The following is a 19,654-nucleotide window of genomic DNA, read 5'->3' as shown; positions in this document are numbered from 1 at the left end:
TCAGGTCTCTTTTCCGAACTGGGTTCTGTAGGCGTCGAGCGCTGCCGCCAGCCGCTCGAGGTTCATCCGGGCATAGGCGGCGTAGTCGATGCCCGGATTGTCGAGATGGAGCGCCGAGACCATGCCCCACATCGCCTCGCGCAGCAGCGAGGCGCACTGCATGGCCGCATGCGCGCGGATGATCGCGGCCGATGGCGACCGATCGAAATAATGGCCGAGCAGCGCCTCGGACTCGTCTGAAGAGAATTCCGCGTTGGAGGCGATGCCGGCGAGGTCGAACATCGCCGTGCCGAAACCGGCATATTCGAAGTCGATCATCCACAGGCGGTCGCCGTCGTCGATGATGTTGGCCGGGAGGAAGTCGTGATGGCCGAAGGCGATCGGCAGCGCCTCCTGCGCGGCCTCCAGTTCGTCCGCCAGCGCCAGCCAGCCCGGCAGCTCGCGCGCGAAGGCGCTGCCGCCGGCCGAAAGCGTCAGCGCATAGTCGCGGATGACGTGGAACGGCCAGAAGATGAAGCCCGGGCCGGAGACGTGGCGCGGCATCTCGTCGTGGAAGCGCCGGACCATGGCGGCGACGTCCGGGATCTTCGCCCGCATGTCGGCCTCGGAGAAGGGCTTGCCGGCGATGAAGCGCGACACGGTCAGGCCGGGCTGCGCATGCACCACCTCCGGCGCGAAACCGCCGGCATGGGCGGCGCGCGCCGTCATCAGTTCGCGCTCGCGGATGACGTGGTGGAAGACGTAGTCGCGGCCGAGCCGCACGACGTATTTTTCTCCCGCGTCTTCCACCGTATAGCTCTGGTTGGACAGGCCGCCGTGCAGCGGCTGCGGCTCCACCGTGCCGCGCCAGAGCGGCAGCGCGCGGATGCGGGCGAGATCGTCGGCCATCACGAAACTTCCTGCCCCGACAGGCCGAGCCTGGCGCGGGCGCGGGCAGCGCCCGCTGCGATCAGCCGGTCGGCGATGATGGCGATGAAGGCGACCGCGAGACCCGCGACGATGCCGCGGCCGGTGTCGGCCTTGGTCAGCGCGATATACACCTCCTGGCCGAGGTCGCGGGTGCCGACGAGCGCGGTGATGACCAGCATCGACAGCGCCAGCATGATGGTCTGGTTGACGCCGAGCATGATCTCCGGCAGCGCGAGCTTCAGCCTGATCTTGACCAGCAGCTGGAACGGCGTGCAGCCGGCCGCGCGTCCGGCCTCGATCAGCCGGGGATCGACCTGCTGCAGCCCGTGCGCGGTGTAGCGGATGGCGGGCGCCAGCGCATAGGCGACGATGGCGATCATGGCGGTGAAGTCGCCGACGCGAAACAGCATCACCACGGGCATCAGGTAGACGAAAGACGGCAGCGTCTGCAGCGTGTCGATGACGCCCTGCACGATGCGCCAGACCCTCGGACGATCGGCCGACCAGACGCCGACCGGCACGCCGATCATCAGCGCGAAGACCACCGAGATGCCGCAGAGATAGACGGTCGTCATCGCCTCCTCCCAGAGGCCGGACACGGCGATCAGCGTGGAGAGGACCACCGCGAGAAGCGCGAGGCGGAATCCCGAAAGCGCCCATCCGGCGACGCCGGCGAGCAGCGCGACCCCCAGCCAGGGCAGGCCGAGCAGGAAGCGCTTGAAGGGGATCAGCACGTTGAGCAGCAGCGCGTTCTTCACCGCCTCGAGCTGGTCGAAGAAGTTGACGTTGATCCAGCGCACCAGTTCCGACCAGAAGGTGCCGGTCGACAGTTCCCAGGCCTGCGGCCACCGGGCGAGCGGAGACACGACGAGGCCGGCGAGGACGCTCGCGACCAGCACCAGAGCTGCCGCGACGAGATGCTGATGGCGCGCGACGAGCCCGGCACCCTCGGCATGGGCGCGCTGCACGGTCTGCCGGGCGAAGGCCTGCGAGGTGCGGTCGAGCAGGACGGCGAGCGCCACGATCGCCACACCCGCCTCCAGCCCGGCGCCGAAGTCGAGCCGGCGCAGCGCCGACAACACGTCGAAACCGAGGCCGCCGGCGCCGATCATCGAGGCGATGATGACCATGTTGAGCGACAGCATGATCACCTGGTTGACGCCGACCATCAGCCCCGGCATCGCCGCCGGCACCATGACGCGCCAGGTCATCTGGCGCGGCGTGCAGCCGGTCATGCGGCCGAGGTCGCGGATCTCGGGCGCCACGGCGCGCAGCGCGACGACCGCGATGCGGGTCATCGGCGGCATGGCGTAGATGATGGTCGCGAGGATCGCCGCCACCGGTCCGAACCCGAACAGGAACAGGATCGGCACCAGATAGGCAAAGATCGGGATGGTCTGCATCAGGTCGAGCACCGGCGAGATCGCCCGCTCGAAGGACGGCCAGCGATAGGCGGCGAGCCCGAGCAGCAGCCCGCCAGCGGCACCCGCCGGCACCGCCACGACGATCGAGGCCAGCGTCACCATGGCGCTGTCCCACTGGCCGAAGACGAGGATGAAGCCGAGGCAGGCGACGGCGAGCAGCGCCAGCCGGCGTCCGCCCGCCGCATGCGCGGCGATCACGAAGACGCCGATGACGCCGGCCCAGGAGACGGGCGGCGCGATCTGCACGGCCTGCGAGCCCTGCCCCGACAGAAGGCCCGTCGAGAGGATGGCGAGCACGAATCGATAGGGCGCCTCGACCATGGCCGACAGGAACCGCGTGAATTCCGTGAAGGTGAAGAGGCCGAAATGCGCGTCGTCGACCAGCCAGCGCATGAAGGCGGTGATCGAGGCGGCGAAGCGCGGGGTCCAGGCGCGCGGCCATTCCTGCGCCCAGGGAACCAGCGCACCGGCGCCGGCCCACAGCAGCGCGAAGGCGCAGAGCGCGACGACCCACACCACGAGCCCGCGCGACGGCGCCGCCGGCCACCCCGTACGCGCCGTCTCGGCCGGACCGATCGCGGCCATGGCTCAGCCCCGCATCATCATGGCGGCGACGCGCTCGCGCTCGAGCACGCCCGCGACCGCGCCGTCCCGGCCGCGCACGAGGAGATGCGTGCCAGTGTCGCCGAACAGCGGCGCCGCCTCGGCCACGGTGGCACGGTCGGAGACCTCGCCGGCCACAGCGCCGGCGGTCGCCGCGTCGGCGGGCGTCAGCAGGGCGGCCACCTTCACCACCTTGGCGCGGGTGACGTTGCGCGTGAACTCCGAGACGTAATCCGTTGCCGGCGCGAGCACGATCTCGTCGGGCGTGCCGACCTGCACCACCGCCCCGTCCTTCATGATGGCGATGCGGTCGCCAAGGCGGATCGCCTCGTCGAAATCATGGGTGATGAAGACGATGGTCTTCTTCAGCACCGACTGCAGCCGCATGAACTCGTCCTGCATCTCGCGGCGGATAAGCGGGTCGAGCGCCGAGAACGGCTCGTCGAGGAACCAGAGGTCCGGCTCGACGGCCAGCGAGCGGGCGATGCCGACGCGCTGCTGCTGGCCGCCGGAGAGTTCGCGCGGGAAGAAGTGCTCGCGGCCGGCGAGCCCGACCAGCGCGATCATCTCCATCGCCCGCGCTTCGCGCTTCGCGCGTCCCACCCCCTGCACTTCCAGCGGAAAGGCGACGTTGCCGAGCACGGTCAAGTGCGGCAGCAGCGCGAAGTTCTGGAACACCATGCCCATGTGGCGGCGGCGGATCTCGATCATCCGCTTCTCGCTCGCCGCCAGAAGGTTCTCGCCGTCGAAGAGGATCTCGCCCGCGCTCGGCTCGACCAGGCGCGACATGCAGCGCACCAGCGTCGACTTGCCCGAGCCCGACAGGCCCATGATGACGAAGCACTCGCCCTCGCGCACCGACAGCGAGACGTCGCGCACGGCCGCGACGGCGGTGGTGCCGGCGAGTTCCTCGGGTCGCAGGGTGCCGGCGTCGGCCGCCCTGCCCAGCCGGTCGGCATCCGGGCCGAAGAACTTCCAGACCGACCGGCAGACGAGTTTGGCCGCTGCTGCAGGCGCGTCGGTTTCAGGCATGGTGTCCGCGATGGTGAAGGGCGCGGGCGCAGGCGCCCGCTTCTCGTCCGTGCAGCCGCCGCAAGGCCGGCGGCTGCCATCGATGCGCCGATCGAGGCGCCGCTACTTGATCCAGGCCGACCAGACGGCCTCGTTCTTGCCCATCCAGTCCGCCACGACCGTCTCGACGGTCTTGCCGTCGAGATCGACCTCGGTGATCATCGCGCCCATCTGGTCGTTGTCGATGGTGAAGGCCTTGATCGCCTCGTAGGCGCCCGGCCACTTGTCCTTCACGCCGGCCCAGCCGACCTTCCAGATCTCGCCGAAGGGCTTGCCGCAATCATAGGCCATGTCGGGGTTCGAACCCCACTTCGGGTCGGTGTAGCACTCGGCCGTGTATTCGGGGAACTCGACCCATTCGCCCTGGTACTTCGCCGGCGCCCAGTGCGGCGCGTAGACCCAGAGCAGGATCGGCGCCTGGCGCTGATAGGCACTCTCGAGCTCGGCGAAGAGCGCCGCGTCGGTGCCGGCATGGATCACCTCGAAGGGCAGGTCCAGCGCCTCGACGCGCTCGTCGTCGAAGCCGCCCCAGGTGACCGGGCCGCCGAGATAACGGCCCTTCGGCGCCGTCTCGGCCGTCGAGAAGGCTTCCGCGCAGGCGTCGGACTTCAGCGCTTCCCAGTTGGGCAGGCCGGGGCACTTGTCCTTCATGTAGGAGGGATACCACCATTCTTCCTTGGCCTTCATGCCGGTCGGGCCGATGTTCTCGACCTTGCCGGTGGCGGTCGCGGCGTCCATCGCCTCGCGGCCGGTGGTCTCCCACATCTCCATCGCGACGTGCAGGTCGCCCGTCTCCAGCCCCGCGAACTGGGCGAGATAGTCGGCCTGCACCAGCTCGACATTGTAGCCGGCCTTCTTCAGCACCTCGGCCATCAGGTTGGTGGTGATCAGCTGGCCGGTCCAGTCGTGCAGCGTCAGCTTGATGGGGTCGGTCGATTCGGGTTCGGCCTGCGCCATGCCGAGGCCGAGCGACAGCGCCGCGGCGGTCAGGGCGGTGAAACGTCCCAGTCTGGAGAATGTCCGGCTATGCATCGGTCGCGTCCCTCTGTTTTTCGCCAGGCAGGTCCCGCTTCTGATCGTCGGGAACAGGCCGCAGGCGCGAAGTGTGGATTGCCGCTGCGTCAGATGTCAACCGGGATTTGTGGCCTTTTCCGCCCAGTCTGTGGCATTGCGTGGCTTTGGAGTTGATTTGCCCGAAAATGCGGCACAGATTGCTTCATGGATGAGACATTCATGACCCAGATGGCCCTGTCCCCCCGACAGTCGGAGATCCTCGCGGCGGCGCGGCGCGACGGCGCGGCCAGCATCTCGGCGCTGGCAGCCACGCTCGGCGTCTCGCTGGAGACCGTCCGCCGCGACATCCGCCCGCTGGTCGACGACGGTCATCTGGTCAAGAAGCACGGCACCGTGCACGTGCCGGAGCATGGCCGAGAAGCGCCCTTCGACCGGCGCATGCGCGAGAACGCCGCCGAGAAACGCCGCATCGCCCGACACATCGCCGCCCGCATCGCCGACGGCGATTCGATCATGATGGACACCGGCACCACCACCAGCATCCTCGCCCGCGAACTGTCGGCGCGGCGCGAACTGACCATCGTCACCAACTCGTCCGACGTTGCCCGCACGCTCGCCACCGTCAACGGCAACAAGGTGTTCATGGCCGGCGGCGAGCTGCATGGCGACAACGGCGCCGCCTTCGGCCGCACCGCGATCGACTTCGTCGCCCGTTTCCGGGTGCGCCACGCCATCATCTCGATCGGCGCGATCGACGCGCGGATGGGGCCGATGGATTACCTGCTCGAGGAGGCTGAGTTCGCCCGCACGGTGCTGTCCTGCGGTGCCAGCCGGATCGTGGCGACCGACCATTCGAAATTCGAGCGCACGGCGCTGGTCAGGGTCTGCGGATTCTCCGATTTCGACCTCCTGGTCAGCGACCGCCCGCCCCCGGCCGACATCGCGGCGGCGGTCGGCGCAGCCGGCGGACGGTGGGAGGTGGCCGACGGCTGACAGCCGGCAGCCGTCCGCTTCCTGACGGCGACCGCAGGGTCATGGGATTGCGCAACCGGGTGGCGGAACCTTTGGCGGGTCCGCGGCTTTCTCACGGCGCCCGTCACGCGGCGCCGAAACGTCACCGCGTCCCCACCAAGGATCCGTCCCATGTTCGCCATCAGGTCCCACCGGTCCGTCACCATTCTCGTCGGCCTCGGCTATCCGCTGCGCATCCGCGACGCGCGCGGCGCGCTCGAATGGCTGGAGAGCGAACCGGCCGCCGTTCGCGACGAGGCCTACGAGGCGACCTGCGCAGCCTGCCGCGACGCGATCGCGGGTGCCGACGGCGTCGAGATCGACCCGGGCGAAGCGCTCGACGTCGTCACTGCCTATGCCCGCCGCCGCGGCATCCTGGTGGAGGACGACGTACCGGCCCGCCCCAGCCGCGAGCATCTCGCGCGCCTCTGCGCCTGACCCGCGCCGCGCCCGCCCGCCGTCAGAGAGCCGGATCGCCGGCGATCTCCACCAGCGCGGGGCCTTCCCGCGCCAGCGCCCGCGATAACGCCGCGCCGAGGCCCCCGAGAGACGGGATGCGCTCGGCCGGCATGCCGTAGCTCTTCGCCACCCGGCAGAAATCGGGCGCGGAGGGCCTGACGCCCACCGGGACGATGCCGGCGTCGGTCATGGCGCTCTCGATCTCCTGGAAGCCTTCGTTGTTCCAGACCACGAAGACGACCGCGGCCTTCTCGTCCATCGCCGTTCCCAGTTCGGCCAGCACGAACTGCATCCCGCCATCGCCCACCACGCAGACGACCGGCACGTCCGGCCGGCCGAGGCTCGCACCGATCGCGGCCGGCGGGCCGTAGCCCAGCGCGCCGTAGCCGGTCGCGGCGTTGAACCAGCCGCCGAGCCGGTCGTGGTCGAAGAGGAGGTTGCCGACATAGACCGCCTGCGTGGAATCCCCGACGATCATCGCGCCGGGTGCGGCCTGCCGGATCGCCGCGAGCGCGCCGAGATGGATGCGGTAGCGCGGTCCGATCTCTTCCAGGGCGCCGTTACGGGCCGCGCCGGCACGGGCCGCGCCCTCGCCTGGCACGGCGCGGTCCGGCCCCTGGCCGAGCGCCGCCACGAGCGCCTCGACGGCCGCACGCGCATCCGCCACGATTGCGACGTCGCAAGGGTGGCGGGCCAACTGCGCCGCGTCGACGTCGATCCGCACGAGCCCGTTCAGCGGCGGGAAACCGCCGACGGCGTACATGTCGTAGTCGGTCGGACCGAACTCCGTCCCGACAGCCAGCACCGCGTCGCTGTCGGCAAGCAGCGCGCGGACGGCCTTCAGGCTCGGGCTCGCCGGAACGCCCAGCGGATGCGCGTGCAGGAGGCCACGGCCGTTCGCCGTCATCACCACAGGCGCGTCGAGCCTTTCGGCAATTTCGCGGATGAGCGCCGCCGCCCCTTTCGCGCCACCACCGACCAGGATCGCCGGCCTTGTCGCCCGCGACAGCAGCGCCGCGGCGCGCGCGACGACGCCGGAGTCCGGCTGCGGCGGACCGGCAAAGGGCGCTGCATCGGTGGTCGCTTCGACGGCTGACAGCGCCATCACGTCGACCGGGATCTCGATGTGCACCGGGCCGGGCCGGCCGGAGGCGAAGAGCGCGAAAGCGCGGTCGAGCGCGGGGCCGAGGTCGCGCGGGTCCTCGATCCTTTCGGACGACAGGCAGACGCTCGCCATGGTCGCGCGCTGGTCGGGCAGTTCGTGCAGGCAGCCCAGCCCGCGGCCGAGGGTCGCGCGGGCGTTGACGCCCGAGATCGCCAGCACCGGCACGGAATCGGCCCGCGCCTGCGCCAGCGCGGTGATGGCGTTGGTAATGCCGGGGCCGGTGATCAGGAAGGCGACGCCGGGCTTTCCCGTCGCCCGCGCATAACCGTCGGCCATGAAGCCCGCCGCCTGCTCGTGGCGCGGCGTCACATGGCGGATCGTCGATGCCGCCAGCCCGCGGTAGAGTTCGATCGTGTGGACGCCGGGGATGCCGAACACCATGTCGACACCACGCGCCTCCAGCAGTTCGACCAGCCTTTCGCCCACCGTCGTCATGCGTCCGCTCCCTGGATGTCGATACCGAGGACCCGTCCGACCGAGGCGGTACCGATCGCGGCCAGTTCGCCCGTCTCGAACAGATCGCCGGCCATGCAGCCCTCGATCCACAGCCCGTCGATGACGGCGTTGACGGCGATGGCGTGCCGACGCAGCTGCCCGGCATCGGCCGACTGGCCCGCCGCAGCGAAGGTCTCGGCGATCAGCTGCTCCAGCCGGTCGCGAAACCCGATGTAGCCGTCGCGATGCACCGCCGAGAGCGCCGGATCGGCATGCGCCCGGCCGATGAAGCCCGCCCAGAGCGAGAAGACCCGGGCGTCGACGATCGGCGCGGCGAGATTGGCGGCGACGAAGGCGGCGAGACGTGCCGCCGGGGCCCTTCCGGTGGCGTCCAACGACGCGAGAGCCTGCGCTGTCATCCGTTCGACGATCGTGGCATAGGCCGCCTGCAGCAGGTCCTCCTTGCCGGGAAAATAGTGGCGGATGAGGCCCGCCGTCACACCGGCCCGGCGCGCGATCGCCCGCAGCGTCGCACCCTCGATACCGTCGGCCGCCACGCAGTCCAGCGTCGCCTCGATCAGGTCCTGGCGCCGCCGCTCCTCGCCCTCGCGGCGGAACTTGCGACGCCCGGTCATCTCAGCGCCGCAGGATCGGCCGCGTCAGGCAGGTCGGCCCGCCCTCGCAGGCGATGCAGAGCGCATCGGCCTCGAAGGTCGCGACGGTGCAGCCGGCGGCCTCCATCGCCGCCTGCGTCTTCGGAAAGCCGGCGACCATGATCACCTCGCGCGGCGCCGTCGGCAGCACGTTGAGCGACAGGCCGCCGCTTGCGGAAAACTCGTCTCGGTCGCCCTCGACGAGCGTGATCCCGCGCCCGCGCAGCATCTGCCAGAACGGTGCCGGCAGGAGGGGCGAATGGACGAGCGCCAGAACGTCGGCGAGCGGGCTGATCACCGACATCAGGTGCAGGCAGGCCTCCTCCCCCTGCCAGAGCGGCAGGTCGAAGCCGAAGACCGAGACGCCGATGGGGCCGAGGATGTTGGCGAGCTGCTGGATGCCGTCCTGGTTGGTCCGCACCCCACGCCCGACGACCAGCGTGTTCCGGTCGAGCCAGACGCAGTCGCCGCCCTCCACCTGCCCTTCGCCCTCGACGCGGCCGAGCACCGGGATGCCGAGCCGCCGGTAGGCCGCCTCGTGCAGGGCCGGTTCGGCGCGGCGCAGCGCCTTGCCCATCGACAGGATCACGGCGCCCTTGTCGGTCATCAGCGAGGGATCGTGGGTGAAGACGGAATCCGCCAGACCGTCGTCGGCGTCGTCCAGCCATTCGACCGCCGCGCCGGAGACGGCGACCAGAGCGGCGAAGGCGGCATGCTGCGCGGCGGCGCGCGCGGCGTCGAAGCTCGGGCCGTAGTGCCAGCGGGCCGGGTCGGCGCCCTGCATGGCGCCCCGCGCCGAGCGCATCAGCACGCGCCTCAGCGGCGCTGCCATCGACTGCGATCCGAATGCTGCGTCCACGCGCGACCTCCCGACGAACTTTCGCCGAGCCTGCGGCGCGCCGTAATTATACGCTTGCATAACAAGCCCGCAAGTGCGGTAATGCGGCCTTGGTGCGCCAGTTGACGGGTCCGGTGGGGCCAGTCCATTCTGGCGCCACAAAGGGGAACGACGAGCGTGAACACACGCCGGCCATCGATCGGAATCGCGATGTCAGCGACGGAGCCGTCGCGATGACGGCGGCGTCGCCCGTCGATCATCCAAATGCCGCCGCGAGCGCGCCCGCCGAAGCGATCCACATCGAGAAGCTGCACAAGAAATTCGGCCAGCTGCACGTGCTGAAGGGCGTCTCGCTGTCGGCGCGCGACGGCGACGTGGTGGCCATCATCGGCGGCAGCGGTTCGGGCAAATCGACGCTGCTGCGCTGCATCAACTGCCTGGAGAACCCCACCAGCGGCCTGATCCGGGTGAATGGCGAGGAGATCAGGCTCAAGGGCGACGGCAATGGCGGGCTGATGCCGGCCGACCGGCGCCAGATCGAGCGCATCCGCTCGCGGCTCGGCATGGTGTTCCAGAGCTTCAACCTGTGGAGCCACAGGACGCTGATCGAGAACGTCATCGAGGTGCCGGTGCATGTGCTCGGCGTCGCGCGCGCCGAGGCCATCGCCACCGCCGAGCGCCTGCTCGACCGGGTCGGGCTCGCCGAGAAGCGCGACGTCTATCCGGCCTTCCTGTCCGGTGGCCAGCAGCAGCGGGCGGCGATCGCCCGCGCGCTCGCCATCCAGCCGCGCGTGATGCTGTTCGACGAGCCGACCTCCGCGCTCGACCCCGAACTCGTCGGCGAGGTGCTCAAGGTCATCGCCGACCTCGCGGCGGAGGGCCGGACCATGGTGCTGGTCACGCACGAGATGAAGTTCGCTCGCGAGGTGGCGAGCCACGTGATCTACCTGTGGAACGGCCTGGTGGAGGAGGAAGGTCCGCCCGAGCAGATTTTCGGCGCGCCGCGATCGGAGCGCCTGCAGCAGTTCCTCCGCACGGTCTCCTGACCGGCGGAGCGAGGGGAAAGACCAACGACAAGAACGGGAGTACCACGATGAAGACGATCCTGAAGCTTGCCGCCGGAGCGCTGATGCTCTCGGCCGCCACCATCCCCGCGCAGGCGCAGACCGTGAAGGTCGGCATCGCCGCCGAGCCGTATCCGCCCTTCGCCTCGCCGTCGGCCTCCGGCGCCTGGGAGGGCTGGGAGGTGGAGATCGCCAAGGCGATCTGCGCGGAGGCGAAACTCGACTGCGAGATCACGCCGGTCTCCTGGGACGGAATCATTCCGGCCCTCACGACCAACAAGATCGATTTCATCGCCGCCTCGATGTCGATCACCGAGGAGCGCAAGCAGACGATCGACTTCTCCGACAAGTACTACAACACGCCCACCGTCGTCGTCGGCGCCAAGGGCATGGAGATGGATGCGACGCCGGAGGGGCTGAAGGGCAAGATCCTTGGCGTGCAGGTGTCCACCGTGCACGAGAACTACGCCAAGAAGCATTTCGGCGGCACCGCGGCCGAGATCAAGGAGTACCAGACGCAGGACGAGGCCAACCAGGACCTCGCCGCCGGCCGCATCGACGCCACGCAGGCCGATTCCATCGCCCTCGACGCCTTCCTCGAGACGGATCAGGGCAAGGCCTGCTGCGAGGTGAAGGGAACGGTCGCCGACGATCCGGACGTGCTCGGCCTCGGCGTCGGCTTCGGCGTGCGCAAGGAAGACACCGAACTCAAGGAGAAGCTCAACGCCGCCATCAAGGCGATCCGGGCCAACGGCACCTACGAGGCGATCTCCAAGCCCTGGTTCGACTTCGACATCTACGGCGGCTGAGGCTCCGCATCGACCTGAACCTGCCGGTGGCGCCGCGCGCGCCGCCGGCCCCGTTCCCGCCGGAGCCCGCGCCGATCGAAACGCTCCTCTCCGCCTTCGCCCAGGCGAGCCTGTTCGACCTGCTTGCTCCCTCGCCGCCGGGCTGGGGCGGCAATCTCCTGCGCGGCCTGGCGAATTCGGTGCAGATCGCGCTCGGCGCCTTCGGCATCGGCCTCCTGATCGGCACCGCGGGCGCCTATGGCAAGCTCTATGGCGGACCGGTCGTCCGCGACCTGATGGAGGTCTATACGACGGTCGTGCGGGCGGTGCCCGAGCTGGTGCTGATCCTGCTGCTCTATTATGCGGGCACCGACCTGATCAACCGCCTGCTCGCGGCGATGGGCTATGCCCCGGTCGACATTTCGGGGCTCGTCGCCGGCATCGCCGTGCTCGGCTTCGTGCAGGGCGCCTATGCGACGGAGGTGATCCGCGGCGCGATCCTGTCGATCCCGCAGGGGCAGATCGAGGCCGCCTGCGCCTACGGGATGAGCCCGCTCAAGCTGCTACGCCGCATCACCCTTCCCGCGATGCTGCCCTTCGCCATTCCCGGCCTCGCCAATCTCTGGCTGATCGCCACGAAGGACACCGCCCTGCTCGCCGTCGTCGGCTTCAACGAACTGACGCTTGCGACGCGCCAGGCGGCCGGCACGACCAAGGCCTATTTCACCTTCTTCATCGCCGCCGGTGCGCTCTACCTGCTGCTCACCCTGTTCTCCAACGTCATCATCGGCTGGATCGAGAAGCGGGCGCGGCGCGGCATGCCGTCCGTCGGAGGGGCCAACTGATGGCGCGCGCGGCCAACGTCGACACTCCGACGGCATCGCGGCTGCGTCTCTGGCTGCGTCCGCACCGGGTCGTGATGATCGCCATCGCCCTCGGGCTCGTCGCCCTGGCCGCCGCGACGATGCGCTGGGACTGGATCGAGCGCTACTGGCCGCTGGCGCTGCAGGGCCTGTGGCGCACGATCTGGATCCTGGCCGTCACCTGCACGCTCGGCTTCCTGCTCGCCATCCCGCTCGGCCTCGCGCAGGCCGCCGGGCCGCGCTGGCTCGCCGTCCCCGCGCGCGCCTTCTGCACCGTCATCCGCGGCACGCCGCTGCTGCTGCAACTGTGGCTCCTCTATTTCGGCCTCGGCTCGCTCTTCCCGCAGTTTCCGTGGATCCGCGAATCGGAGCTCTGGCCCTATCTGCGCCAGGCCTGGCCCTATGCGGTGCTCGGGCTCACGCTCTCCTTCGCCGGCTACGAGGGCGAGGTGATGCGCGGCGCCTTCGCCGGCGTGCCGCGCGGGCAGCTCGAGGCGGCGCGGGCCTTCGGCATGCGCCGGACGACGATCTTCCGCCGCATCTGGCTGCCGCAGGCGATCCAGCGGGCGTTGCCGACACTGGCCGGCGAGACGGTGCTGCAATTGAAGGCGACGCCGCTGGTCGCCACCATCACCGTCATCGACATCTATGCGGTCGCGGGACGGGTCCGCCAGGACACCTTCATCGTCTACGAACCGCTGCTGCTGCTGGCGCTCGTCTATCTGATGATCACCGGGATCATCGTCTACGCCTTCCGCAGGCTCGAAAAGCGCCTCCCCGCCCGGCTTGGCTGAAAACAAAGCTGCGGAGAACGCTGCAACATGCTTGTGCATCACGATTGCAGTGCCCAAAAATATCGCCTACCCTTGACCAAACGATAAAAAATGCCGGTGCGACCGAAGCGGCCGCACGCATCTACAGAGAGGTGGAGCCATGACTTTCGATTTGCGCAGTCCGATGCTTGCCGGCGTGTCGCGCCGGACCCTGATCAAGGCCGCCGGTGCGGGCGCGGCACTGGCCGCGGCCGGCACGCTGCCCACGCGCCTGTTCGCGCAGGAGAAGCTCAAGGTCGCCGCGATCTACACCGTGCCCTTCGAGCAGCAGTGGGTGTCGCGCATTCACCAGGCGGCGCTGAAGGCGCAGGAGCGCGGCGACATCGAGTATACCGCGACGGAGAACGTCTCCAACACCGACTACGAGCGCGTGATGCGCGAATATGCCGAGGCCGGCAACAAGCTGATCGTCGGCGAGGTGTTCGGTGTCGAGGAGGCCGCCCGCACGGTTGCGGCCGACTATCCCGACACCGCGTTCCTGATGGGCTCGAGCTTCAAGCCGGACGACGCGCTGCCCAACTTCTCGGTCTTCGACAACTACATTCAGGACGCCTCCTATCTGACGGGCATCATTGCCGGTGCCATGACCAAGTCGAAGAACATCGGCATGGTCGGCGGCTTCCCGATCCCCGAGGTCAACCGGCTGATGCACGCCTTCATGGCGGGCGTGAAGGAGACCGCGCCGGATGCGAAGTTCCAGGTCGCCTTCATCGGCTCGTGGTTCGATCCGCCCAAGGCAAAGGAGACCGCCTTCGCCCAGATCGACGGCGGCGCGGACATCCTCTACGCCGAGCGATTCGGCGTGTCGGACGCGGCCAAGGAGAAGGGCGTGCTCGCCATCGGCAACGTCATCGACACCCAGGCCGACTATCCCGAGACCGTCGTGGCCTCGGCGCTCTGGCACTTCGAGCCGACGCTCGACAAGGCGATCGCGGAAGTGAAGGCCGGCACCTTCAAGGCGGCGGACTACGGCGTCTACTCCTTCATGAAGGAGGGCGGCTGCTCGATCGCGCCGCTCGGTACCTTCGAGGGCAAGGTCCCGGCCGAGGCCATGGCGCTGGTCGCCGAGAAGGAGAAGGCCATCAAGGACGGCTCCTTCACGGTCGCGATCAACGACGAGGAGCCGAAGTCGAGCTGACGAACGGCCTGGCCAAAGCACCCCCTCACCGTCACGCTTCGCGTGCCACCTCTCCCCCTGCCCGGGGGAGAGGAAACGCGGCTTCGGCGATTGGCGTTTCCTCTCCCCTCACGAAGTGGGGGAGAGGTGGCTCGGGCGAAGCCCGAGACGGTGAGGGGGGTCCTTCCTGCTCCTCACACCAAGCGCTCCCGATGACCTCTCCCGTCCTGCGCCTCTCCTCCATCACGAAGCGCTTCGGCCCGCTGACGGCGAACGATGCGATCTCGTTCGAACTGGCGGCAGGCGAGGTCGTCGCGCTTCTGGGCGAGAACGGCGCCGGCAAGACGACGCTGATGAACATCCTGTTCGGCCACTACGTCGCCGACGAGGGCACGGTGGAGGTGTTCGGGCGCGAACTGCCGCCCGGCGACCCGCGCGCGGCGCTCGGGGCGGGCGTCGGCATGGTGCACCAGCACTTCGCGCTGGCCGACAACATGACGGTGCTGGAAAACATCGCGCTCGGGACGCAGAGCGCCTGGCGCCTGTCCTTCGACCGTCGCAGGGCCGCCGCCCGCATCCGCGCGCTCGCCGCAGATTTCGGGCTGGAGGTCGACCCGGCTGCCACCGTCGCCGCGCTGACGGTCGGCGAGCGGCAGCGCGTCGAGATCCTGAAGGCGCTCTACCGGGACGCGCGCATCCTGATCCTCGACGAGCCGACGGCGGTGCTGACGCCGATCGAGACGGAGGCGCTGTTTGCGACCCTGCGCAAGCTCGTGGCAAAAGGGCTGTCGATCATCTTCATCTCGCACAAGCTCAACGAGGTGCTGGCCATCTCCGACCGCGTGCTGGTGCTGCGGGCCGGAAAGCTCTCCGGCGAACGCCGCACGGCAGGCGCCACGCGGCAGGAGCTCGCCGCGCTGATGGTCGGACAGGACGTCAGGCCGCCCGCCGTGCCCGAGGTCGCGCGCGGCCCGGTCCTCCTGAAGCTCTGCGGCGTCTCGACCGGCGGGCGCGGCACCCGGCAGCGGCTCGACGACGTGTCCCTGGCCCTGATCGGCGGGGAAATCACCGGCCTTGCGGGGGTTTCCGGCAACGGCCAGGCGGCGCTGGCAGACCTGGTCGCAGGACTGGAGAAGCCCGCGTCCGGTCGCATCGAGATTGCCGACGCCGTCGTCGCCGACTGGTCGCCGCGCGCGGCCCTATCGGCAGGCGTCGCCCGCATCCCCGAAGACCGGCATGCCGTCGGCACGATCGGCGACATGAGCGTGACGGAGAACGTGATCGCGGAACAATACCGCGCCGCGCGCTTCTCGAAACGCGGACTCATCGACTGGAAGGCAGCCCGGGCGTTCGCGGAAGACCTCATCCGCGACTACGACGTGAAGTGCCCCTCCCCCGAGGCCCGCATCCGGCTCTTGTCCGGCGGCAACATGCAGAAGCTGATCCTCGGCCGTGCGCTCGATCCGGACCCGGCCGTGATCCTCGCCAACCAGCCGACGCGCGGGCTCGACGTCGGCGCCATCGCCTATGTCCACGGACGCCTGCTCGCCGCGCGCCAGCGCGGTGCCGCCATCCTGCTCATCTCGGAGGACCTGGAAGAGATCATGGCGCTATCCGACCGCATCCTGGTCATGTCCAGGGGCCGGCTGTCGACGCCCTCGGCGCGCGGCGAGCGCTCGGTGCGCGATCTGGCCGAACTCATGGCCGGGCACGGACTGGAGGCGGCCTGATGCGGCTCGAACCCCGCCCCGCGCCCGGCCTGACGACACTGCTCGCGCTGCCGGTCGGCGCCGTTCTCGTCACCGTCCTCGTCGCCTCGCTGCTCGTGCTGGCGGCAGGCGCCTCGCCGCTGTCGGTCTTCGGGCTGGTGCTGAAGGGCGCGGCCGGCACGCAGTTCGCCCTGCTGGAGACGCTGACCCGCGCCACGCCGCTGATATTCACCGGGCTCGCCATTGCGGTCGCCTTCCGCGCCAAGCTCTGGAACATCGGCGCGGAGGCGCAGCTCTATGCCGGTGCGGTCGCGACGGTCGTGCTCGGCACCGGTGCGCTGCCGCTGCCCGCGCCCGTCCTGCTGCCGCTGCTGGCGATCGCCGCGGTGAGCGCCGGCGCGCTCCTCCTGCTCGGTCCGGCGATCCTGAAGACGCGTTTCGGCGTCGACGAGGTGGTGACGACGCTGCTCCTGAACTTCATCATGCTGCTCTTCGTCTCGATGCTGCTCGAAGGCGTGCTGAAAGACCCGATGGGGCTCGGCTGGCCGCAGTCGCAGAAGCTCATCGCCGAGGCGCGGCTGCCGCGCATCATTACCGGCAAGCGCCTGCACTACGGCTTCGCGCTCGCCATCGTCTCGGCGATCGTCGTCTGGATCGTCATGAAGAAGACGGCGCTCGGCTACGAGATGCGCGCCGTCGGCCACAACCCGGCCGCCGCGCGCTTCGCCGGCATTCCGGTCAACGGCGTGCTGATCAAGACGGCCGTCCTCTCCGGCGGCCTCGCCGCGCTGGCCGGCTTCTCCGAGGTGGCCGGGCTCAAGGGCAATCTGACGCTCGACCTGTCGCCGGGCTTCGGCTACTCGGGCATCGTCGTGGCGATGCTCGCCATGCTGAACCCGCTCGGGGTCGTGGCCGCCGCGATCTTCGTCGCCGGCATCTTCGTCGGTGCCGACGCCATGAGCCGCACGGCGGGCGTGCCTTCCTACATCGCCAACGTCATGGTCGCGACCGCGTTGCTGACCATGGTCACGGCGATCATGCTGACGCGGTTCAGGGTGCGGTGGCGGTGATGATCGAAGCCTTCGAGATCCTCTTCACCGCCTCGTTCTGGGTCGCCGCGATCCGCATCGCCTCGCCGCTGATCTTCGCCACCATGGGCGAGCTGATCTGCGAGCGGGCGGGCGTGCTGAACCTCGGCATCGAGGGCATCATGGCGGCGGGCGCCTTCGCCGGCTGGTTCACGGTCTATTCGGGCGGCGACCTGTGGACGGGCGTTGTCGTGGCAGCCGCGACGGGCGCGGCCTTCGGCCTGCTGCACGCGACGCTCACCGTGCCGCTCGGCCTGTCGCAGCACGTCGTGGGCATCGGCGTGACGCTGCTCGCCACCTCCATCACCTACTTCACCTACCGGCTGGCGTTGCCGCAGGTCACCTCGCCGCCGAAGATCGAGCCGTTCCAGCCGCTGCCGATCCCCGTCCTGTCCGACATCCCGGTCGTCGGCGAGGCGCTGTTCTCGCAGACGCCGCTGACCTACCTCGCCTTCGTCACCGTGGCCGTGGTCGGCTGGGGGCTCTACAGGACTCCGCTCGGTCTGGCCGTGCGCGCGGCGGGCGAGAACCCGGCGGCGGTCGAGGCGCAGGGGCTCTCGGTCACCGCCATCAGGATCGGCGCGGTCATGGCCGGCAGCGCGCTGATGGCGATCGGCGGCGCCTTCCTCACCATGTCGGCCTTCAACTCCTTCTTCTTCGAGATGATCAACGGCCGCGGCTGGATCTGCATCGCGCTCGTCGTCTTCGGATCGTGGCGGCCGGGCAAGGCGCTGATCGGCGCGATCCTGTTCGCCGCCTTCGACGCCTACCAGATCCGCCTGCAGCAGGTGACGGGCGGCGTCGTGCCCTACCAGCTGTTCCTGATGCTGCCCTACGTGCTGTCGATCCTGGCCCTGGTCCTCGTCGCCCGCCGCGCGACCTATCCCAGGGCGCTGATGGTGCCGTACCAGAAGGGCGAGCGGTAATGTCGCACACGTCTCGTCCGGCGTACTGCCTCACGCCGCCGTCATCCTCGGGCTTGTCCCGAGGATCTGCTGGTCCCGGCAGGTTCGGAGCGCCAACCAGCAACGATCGGCAGATCCTCGGGACAAGCCCGAGGATGACGGCGCGCATACGGAGATCTTGCCCATGACCTTCGACCTCCTCATCAAGGGCGGCACCCTGCCCGACGGTTCCGTGGCCGACATCGGCATCACCGGCGAGACCATCGCCGCCATCGCGCCGTCGCTCGGTTCGGACGCAGGACGTGTGATCGACGCGACCGGGAATCTCGTCGCGCCGCCCTTCGTCGACCCGCATTTCCACATGGACGCGACGCTGTCCTACGGCATCCCGCGCATCAACGCGTCCGGCACGCTGCTGGAAGGCATCGCGCTGTGGGGCGAGCTGAAGCCGCTGCTGACGCACGAGGCGGTGAAGAGCCGCGCGCTGGCCTATTGCGACTGGGCGGTCTCGATGGGCCTGCTCGCCATCCGCACCCATGTCGACGTCTGCGACGACCGGCTGCTGGCGGTCGAGGCGCTGCTCGAGGTCAAGCGCGAGATCGCGCCCTATATCGATCTCCAGCTCGTCGCGTTCCCGCAGGACGGGCTCTACCGCTCGCCCTCGGCGCGCCGCAACACCGTCCGCGCACTCGACATGGGCGTCGACGTGGTCGGCGGCATCCCGCATTTCGAACGCACCATGGCCGACGGCCGCCGCTCCGTCACCGACCTTTGCGAGATCGCCGCCGAGCGCGGACTGATGGTCGACATGCATTGCGACGAGACCGACGACCCGCAGTCGCGCCACATCGAGCAGCTTGCCTACGAGACGCAGCGGCTCGGCCTGCAGGGCCGCGTCGCCGGCTCGCACCTCACCTCCATGCACTCGATGGACAACTACTACGTCTCCAAGCTGCTGCCGCTGATCGCGGAGGCCGAGGTGTCGGCGATCCCCAATCCGCTGATCAACATCATGCTGCAGGGCCGCCACGACACGTTCCCCAAGCGCCGCGGCATGACCCGGGTGAAGGAGATGCTGGCGTTGGGCATTCGCGTCGGCTTCGGCCAGGACTGCGTGCTCGACCCCTGGTATTCGCTCGGCACCGCCGACATGCTGGACGTCGCCTTCATGGGCCTGCATGTGGCGCAGATGTCGCATCCGGCGGAGATGCGCAAATGCTTCGACATGGTGACGGTCGACAGCGCCGCCATCATGGGTCTCGACCACTACGGTCTGGCCGTCGGCAAGCGGGCGAGCCTCATGGTGCTCGACGCCGGCAACCCGACCGAGGCCGTTCGGCTGCGCGCCGAAAGGCTGTGCGTCGTGGCGCGCGGCAAGGTCGTGGCCGAGCGCACCCGGCAGAAGACGCGGCTGGCGCTGGCCGGTCGCCCCTCCGACGTCGACAGGCGCCACCGACCAGCGGGGTGAGGTGCCCCGCCGCGCGTTCGCCATTCCCCAGCCACCGGAAATCCATCGTTCAGCCACCGTTCAGGTGGCGCGGCCGATTGTGAGCCTGCAAACATCTTCCGCGCTGCCGAAACAATCCCCGGATAGTGTCGCGCTTCACGGAGATGTGAAAAGCTTCATGGAACCGGTTGACGGCGCGTGACACCAATCGCCGCCATCCAAGGTGGCGCCCGCTCCGCGGCGCCCAGAGGAGGAAAC

The 19,654-nt window shown here is 69.4% G+C and carries 18 protein-coding genes; 11 read left to right on the top strand and 7 right to left on the bottom strand.

The features are described 5' to 3' along the window. From IAI54_RS04930 to IAI54_RS04915, 4 genes are all read right to left on the bottom strand, one after another. The gene (locus tag IAI54_RS04930) at positions 1–888 is read right to left on the bottom strand and encodes a phosphotransferase (RefSeq protein ID WP_420838264.1); all 888 of its coding nucleotides are present in this window, start codon (positions 886–888) and stop codon (positions 1–3) included. Beyond that, a complete protein-coding gene (locus IAI54_RS04925) occupies positions 888–2,918 on the bottom strand; it encodes an ABC transporter permease (RefSeq protein WP_187971289.1) in 2,031 nt (676 codons plus the stop codon). The genes IAI54_RS04930 and IAI54_RS04925 overlap by 1 nt, the downstream gene beginning before the upstream one ends. A gap of 3 nt (positions 2,919–2,921) precedes the next feature. Then, the gene (locus IAI54_RS04920) at positions 2,922–3,968 is read right to left on the bottom strand and encodes a quaternary amine ABC transporter ATP-binding protein (protein ID WP_187971288.1); all 1,047 of its coding nucleotides are present in this window, start codon (positions 3,966–3,968) and stop codon (positions 2,922–2,924) included. Positions 3,969–4,070: 102 nt separating this feature from the next. After that, positions 4,071–5,039, bottom strand: coding sequence for an ABC transporter substrate-binding protein (locus tag IAI54_RS04915; RefSeq protein ID WP_187971287.1), 969 nt, complete (start codon positions 5,037–5,039; stop codon positions 4,071–4,073). 210 nt (positions 5,040–5,249) lie between these two features. Here IAI54_RS04915 and IAI54_RS04910 point away from each other — a divergent pair, with 210 nt between their 5' ends. Beyond that, positions 5,250–6,014: a DeoR/GlpR family DNA-binding transcription regulator gene (locus IAI54_RS04910; protein WP_187973024.1), complete on the top strand. Its 765-nt coding sequence runs from the start codon at positions 5,250–5,252 to the stop codon at positions 6,012–6,014. A 150-nt stretch (positions 6,015–6,164) separates the two neighbouring features. Then, the gene (locus tag IAI54_RS04905; RefSeq protein ID WP_187971286.1) at positions 6,165–6,470 is read left to right on the top strand and encodes a DUF982 domain-containing protein; all 306 of its coding nucleotides are present in this window, start codon (positions 6,165–6,167) and stop codon (positions 6,468–6,470) included. 22 nt (positions 6,471–6,492) lie between these two features. On the opposite strand, the gene IAI54_RS04900 is transcribed toward IAI54_RS04905, so the two are convergent. From IAI54_RS04900 to IAI54_RS04890, 3 genes are read right to left on the bottom strand one after another with little or no spacing between them, the layout of a single operon-like run. Further along, positions 6,493–8,091, bottom strand: coding sequence for a 5-guanidino-2-oxopentanoate decarboxylase (locus IAI54_RS04900; RefSeq protein WP_187971285.1), 1,599 nt, complete (start codon positions 8,089–8,091; stop codon positions 6,493–6,495). Continuing rightward, on the bottom strand, positions 8,088–8,726 hold the full coding sequence (locus IAI54_RS04895; RefSeq protein WP_187971284.1) for a TetR/AcrR family transcriptional regulator: 639 nt from the start codon (positions 8,724–8,726) through the stop codon (positions 8,088–8,090). The genes IAI54_RS04900 and IAI54_RS04895 overlap by 4 nt, the downstream gene beginning before the upstream one ends. Position 8,727: 1 nt before the next feature. After that, positions 8,728–9,576 carry a dimethylarginine dimethylaminohydrolase family protein gene (locus IAI54_RS04890; RefSeq protein WP_187973023.1) on the bottom strand — a complete coding sequence of 283 codons (849 nt, stop codon included), beginning with the start codon at positions 9,574–9,576 and terminating at the stop codon, positions 8,728–8,730. 239 nt (positions 9,577–9,815) lie between these two features. Here IAI54_RS04890 and IAI54_RS04885 point away from each other — a divergent pair, with 239 nt between their 5' ends. From IAI54_RS04885 to IAI54_RS04845, 9 genes are all read left to right on the top strand, one after another. Beyond that, the gene (locus IAI54_RS04885) at positions 9,816–10,628 is read left to right on the top strand and encodes an ABC transporter ATP-binding protein (protein WP_187971283.1); all 813 of its coding nucleotides are present in this window, start codon (positions 9,816–9,818) and stop codon (positions 10,626–10,628) included. A gap of 47 nt (positions 10,629–10,675) precedes the next feature. Continuing rightward, positions 10,676–11,455 (top strand): transporter substrate-binding domain-containing protein, encoded by a 780-nt coding sequence (locus tag IAI54_RS04880; protein ID WP_187971282.1) that lies wholly within the window; start codon positions 10,676–10,678, stop codon positions 11,453–11,455. A gap of 74 nt (positions 11,456–11,529) precedes the next feature. Then, on the top strand, positions 11,530–12,279 hold the full coding sequence (locus IAI54_RS04875; RefSeq protein ID WP_187973022.1) for an ABC transporter permease: 750 nt from the start codon (positions 11,530–11,532) through the stop codon (positions 12,277–12,279). Next, positions 12,279–13,091: an ABC transporter permease gene (locus IAI54_RS04870; RefSeq protein ID WP_187971281.1), complete on the top strand. Its 813-nt coding sequence runs from the start codon at positions 12,279–12,281 to the stop codon at positions 13,089–13,091. Before IAI54_RS04875 ends, IAI54_RS04870 begins: the two co-directional genes overlap by 1 nt. Positions 13,092–13,230: 139 nt before the next feature. Continuing rightward, a complete protein-coding gene (locus tag IAI54_RS04865) occupies positions 13,231–14,268 on the top strand; it encodes a BMP family protein (RefSeq protein ID WP_210321213.1) in 1,038 nt (345 codons plus the stop codon). 191 nt (positions 14,269–14,459) lie between these two features. Further along, entirely contained in the window at positions 14,460–15,977 is a 1,518-nt protein-coding gene (locus tag IAI54_RS04860) for an ABC transporter ATP-binding protein (RefSeq protein ID WP_187971280.1), read from the top strand. Beyond that, on the top strand, positions 15,977–17,026 hold the full coding sequence (locus IAI54_RS04855) for an ABC transporter permease (protein ID WP_187971279.1): 1,050 nt from the start codon (positions 15,977–15,979) through the stop codon (positions 17,024–17,026). The genes IAI54_RS04860 and IAI54_RS04855 overlap by 1 nt, the downstream gene beginning before the upstream one ends. Continuing rightward, positions 17,026–17,970: an ABC transporter permease gene (locus tag IAI54_RS04850; protein WP_210321212.1), complete on the top strand. Its 945-nt coding sequence runs from the start codon at positions 17,026–17,028 to the stop codon at positions 17,968–17,970. The genes IAI54_RS04855 and IAI54_RS04850 overlap by 1 nt, the downstream gene beginning before the upstream one ends. 163 nt (positions 17,971–18,133) lie before the next feature. Then, on the top strand, positions 18,134–19,417 hold the full coding sequence (locus IAI54_RS04845) for an amidohydrolase family protein (RefSeq protein WP_187971278.1): 1,284 nt from the start codon (positions 18,134–18,136) through the stop codon (positions 19,415–19,417). Positions 19,418–19,654: the final 237 nt, after the last annotated feature.

The sequence above is a fragment of the Aquibium microcysteis genome (assembly GCF_014495845.1).
GTDB classification, from domain to species: Bacteria; Pseudomonadota; Alphaproteobacteria; order Rhizobiales; family Rhizobiaceae; genus Aquibium; species Aquibium microcysteis.
Note: the sequence above shows the minus strand (reverse complement) of the source record. Positions and strands in the feature narration are given on the sequence as shown.

What these genes read in the sequence shown, in the direction of transcription:
- IAI54_RS04900 (WP_187971285.1), bottom strand. Translation starts at nt 8,091, where the DNA reads ATGACGACGGTGGGCGAAAGGCTGGTCGAACTGCTGGAGGCGCGTGGT.
- IAI54_RS04845 (WP_187971278.1), top strand. Translation starts at nt 18,134, where the DNA reads ATGACCTTCGACCTCCTCATCAAGGGCGGCACCCTGCCCGACGGTTCC.
- IAI54_RS04920 (WP_187971288.1), bottom strand. Translation starts at nt 3,968, where the DNA reads ATGCCTGAAACCGACGCGCCTGCAGCAGCGGCCAAACTCGTCTGCCGG.
- IAI54_RS04880 (WP_187971282.1), top strand. Translation starts at nt 10,676, where the DNA reads ATGAAGACGATCCTGAAGCTTGCCGCCGGAGCGCTGATGCTCTCGGCC.
- IAI54_RS04930 (WP_420838264.1), bottom strand. Translation starts at nt 888, where the DNA reads ATGGCCGACGATCTCGCCCGCATCCGCGCGCTGCCGCTCTGGCGCGGC.
- IAI54_RS04925 (WP_187971289.1), bottom strand. Translation starts at nt 2,918, where the DNA reads ATGGCCGCGATCGGTCCGGCCGAGACGGCGCGTACGGGGTGGCCGGCG.
- IAI54_RS04850 (WP_210321212.1), top strand. Translation starts at nt 17,026, where the DNA reads ATGATCGAAGCCTTCGAGATCCTCTTCACCGCCTCGTTCTGGGTCGCC.
- IAI54_RS04895 (WP_187971284.1), bottom strand. Translation starts at nt 8,726, where the DNA reads ATGACCGGGCGTCGCAAGTTCCGCCGCGAGGGCGAGGAGCGGCGGCGC.
- IAI54_RS04905 (WP_187971286.1), top strand. Translation starts at nt 6,165, where the DNA reads ATGTTCGCCATCAGGTCCCACCGGTCCGTCACCATTCTCGTCGGCCTC.
- IAI54_RS04910 (WP_187973024.1), top strand. Translation starts at nt 5,250, where the DNA reads ATGGCCCTGTCCCCCCGACAGTCGGAGATCCTCGCGGCGGCGCGGCGC.
- IAI54_RS04865 (WP_210321213.1), top strand. Translation starts at nt 13,231, where the DNA reads ATGACTTTCGATTTGCGCAGTCCGATGCTTGCCGGCGTGTCGCGCCGG.
- IAI54_RS04915 (WP_187971287.1), bottom strand. Translation starts at nt 5,039, where the DNA reads ATGCATAGCCGGACATTCTCCAGACTGGGACGTTTCACCGCCCTGACC.
- IAI54_RS04870 (WP_187971281.1), top strand. Translation starts at nt 12,279, where the DNA reads ATGGCGCGCGCGGCCAACGTCGACACTCCGACGGCATCGCGGCTGCGT.
- IAI54_RS04885 (WP_187971283.1), top strand. Translation starts at nt 9,816, where the DNA reads ATGACGGCGGCGTCGCCCGTCGATCATCCAAATGCCGCCGCGAGCGCG.
- IAI54_RS04855 (WP_187971279.1), top strand. Translation starts at nt 15,977, where the DNA reads ATGCGGCTCGAACCCCGCCCCGCGCCCGGCCTGACGACACTGCTCGCG.
- IAI54_RS04890 (WP_187973023.1), bottom strand. Translation starts at nt 9,576, where the DNA reads ATGGCAGCGCCGCTGAGGCGCGTGCTGATGCGCTCGGCGCGGGGCGCC.
- IAI54_RS04860 (WP_187971280.1), top strand. Translation starts at nt 14,460, where the DNA reads ATGACCTCTCCCGTCCTGCGCCTCTCCTCCATCACGAAGCGCTTCGGC.